Origin of the sequence: Algoriphagus sp. PAP.12 (assembly GCF_026652115.1) — a bacterium.
Classification (GTDB): Bacteria; Bacteroidota; Bacteroidia; order Cytophagales; family Cyclobacteriaceae; genus Algoriphagus.
Genome location: NZ_JAPPSQ010000051.1, coordinates 1 through 2,788, shown reverse-complemented (window position 1 = coordinate 2,788; position 2,788 = coordinate 1). Strand labels below are relative to the sequence as shown.

1 protein-coding gene and 1 pseudogene are annotated in these 2,788 nt (G+C 38.9%); both read left to right on the top strand.

The features are described from left to right. The first annotated feature begins 564 nt into the window (after positions 1–564). Entirely contained in the window at positions 565–2,304 is a 1,740-nt protein-coding gene (locus O0V13_RS21340) for a T9SS type A sorting domain-containing protein (protein ID WP_268037044.1), read from the top strand. 292 nt (positions 2,305–2,596) lie between these two features. Next, positions 2,597–2,788, top strand: a pseudogene (locus O0V13_RS21335) (hypothetical protein); the annotation flags it as partial.

The window sequence follows — 2,788 nt, the reverse complement described above, 5'->3', positions numbered from 1 at the left end:
ACGAACAATCTTTTTAGGCATAAGAAACCTATGTATCAAACTTTCCATAACTGTAAATATTTCTGACCTAGTGATGTGGCCTAAACATTAAAAATTCATTTATAACCACTTAATTGTTACAAACATACATTTTTTTGCTTTTCATAAAAAATAACGGATAAAAAAATTTGGCCTAAAAATTACAGTATTTCGCAAATTGCATTTTAACCATTTCCAATTTGAATTATTTAAAGGTAAATCACCTGCTTTTTTGACATTTCAAACAAACTAGCAATTCCTAAAAAAAAGAGAATTACAATCCATAAAGCGTAAACCCAAGTTATCACTAAAAAATCCTACCCCACCCTTTGCCTACAAGTGGGTTCATTCCAAAAAACAATAAACCTTTAAACAACAAAATCTCTTAGAGTTGACAAAAAAAATGAACATTCAGAAAACCCTCCTAAAAAACATTTGAACACCAATCGATAAACATGTTCGAAACTATAATTGGATTGAAAATGTTGAGTAAATCTAAATGGTATCTCAGAATTTAATAGATCTGATGGAAATCAAGAGTTTTATGTGCCAGCCAATGTTTCACAGGTTACAATTCAAGTATTTGGAAATGGTACGGGTGGAAGCACTGCCATTCAAACAATGGACGTTTGGCCAAGCGGTGTAATCTTTGCTGGTTTCTCGGGAAGCGATGTGTTTGCTACAGAAATTCCAGAATCTGAACCTGTAGCAACTCGAATTGCCAATGCCATTGCTCATGTTTCAGGGCCAAATGGAAAAGTCAAATTCAGTTATATATGCGACAGCACCATACCATCATGCGCTTCTTTGATAGATGATGGTAATTCATACATAGATTCAGATGGCTATACTGTGATCAGATTTGACAATATTGGCACCTGTACCTGGACTGCGCCCGATGGTTTGTCTGAATTTGAGGTGTTGGTTATCACCGGAGGTGGCGGTGGTGGATATGGCAGCTCCTCTGGAGGCGGTGGAGACATCATTTATCGAGAATATAGCGGAATTTCAACAAGTGGTTTAGATGGACTTCAAGGAGCAAGTTTCACTGTCCAAGTTGGAAATGGCGGCTCCGGAGGAAGTGGATCAACTAATAGAGGAACCTCAGGAAATTCCTCAGGCTTTTCAGGTAGTGTATTCGATTATACAAATGTGAGATCTTCTGTAGGCGGTACTCTATCTGGTTCAGGTTCTTTTGCTAGTCTGTCTTCAATTGGAGGAGGCGGTGGAGGTTCCACAGGATCCAGAAACAGAAGAAACGGAGGATCCGGAGGTGGAGCAGGAGCCCAAGGTTGGTTTAGTACAGGAGCAGCAGGTACAGGTACCGGAGAAAATGGAAATAATGGAGGGGGATCCTATTCCCTCTTTGCGACCGCAGGTGGTGGCGGAGGTGGAGCAGGAGGAGTTGGTTATCCTGGAACAAACTCGCTTTTTGGATTAGCAGGTATTTATGGAGGAAATGGGGGTGATGGATTACCTTTTGATTTCTCTGGAAGCACAGAATATTATGGCGCTGGAGGAGGCGGAACATCTTCAGGTGAACAAGGTGCAGGGGGCAGTGCAGGTGCAGGAGGAAATGCAGTTTCTGGGGGTACAGGCCAAAACGGTCAAACCTATGGGTCAGGTGGTGGAGCAGGTAGTTCTGGCGGAGGAGATGGCTTCCAAGGCGTCGTCTTTATCCGCTATCCAAACTTTAAGATCCTGTCTGTTGAATACCTTTATTTTACAGCGGCATATAATTCAACCCTTAGAATAGGGGAACTTACGTGGGCTACTTCCCGAGAATGGGAAAACGATCGTTTTGAAGTAGAGCGATCGGTAAATAATGTATCTGATTGGGAGAAAATTGGCGAAGTACAAGGAGCTGGTTATTCTGATTCACCTTCTGAATATATTTTTAGAGACTCTAAACTTCCTTTAGCAGGAGGTAATATTTTCTACAGATTGAAACAAATCACTTTCGAGGGAGAATTTTCCTATAGTAACATCAAATCAATACAAGTGGATCCAATGGAAGGCACAACATATTGGAGAGTTTTTCCAAACCCAACAACCGGATACCCTTTTGAAATTGAATTATTGGATAATGGGGGTTATCATGATGAACCCGTTAATTTGAGAATAATCTCAACGACCGGTCAAGTTTCCTCATTTAAAGTTTCGGAAATCAAGGGGATGGGCAACTTGATCTCTGACTGGTTTCAAACCAAAGCATCCGGAGTCTATACACTTGAAATATCATGGGGAGATAAGAAAGAGTATCATAAAATAATCTTAAAGAGATAGGGTAATTTAGTCGGCTTCAAATTCTTTTAAAGAATCGCCATAAAGCCCCTAGAATCATAATTTGATTCTAGGGGCTTTTTTTGATTTCCTATTCAAGATACCGGGTCAAAAAAAAAATTAAACCATTTTATCAAAATATTAAAATATTATTCCATTTTCGAGTGAAAATAATAAATATATCAAAATTTTTAATCAAACAATGGGATTATTTCAAAATTAAATTTCAAAAAACAAAATATGAAATGCATTTTAAATATGACATTCTTCTTAAACTAAGCCAATCACAAGTACCATGAAAAAAAAATTAGCAATCGCATTAGGGTTGGGTTTTGCCACTTTCTCCTGTACCGACACTGATCCCGAGATAAATAGCGCTATCCAAATCAGTACCGACTCAGAAACCCTTAGCCAAAGAATCTCCAAAGAAGGAAGTGGTGTGATCGGGATTACAAACCCTAGTATGGTAACAAACAGAATTTCTGAA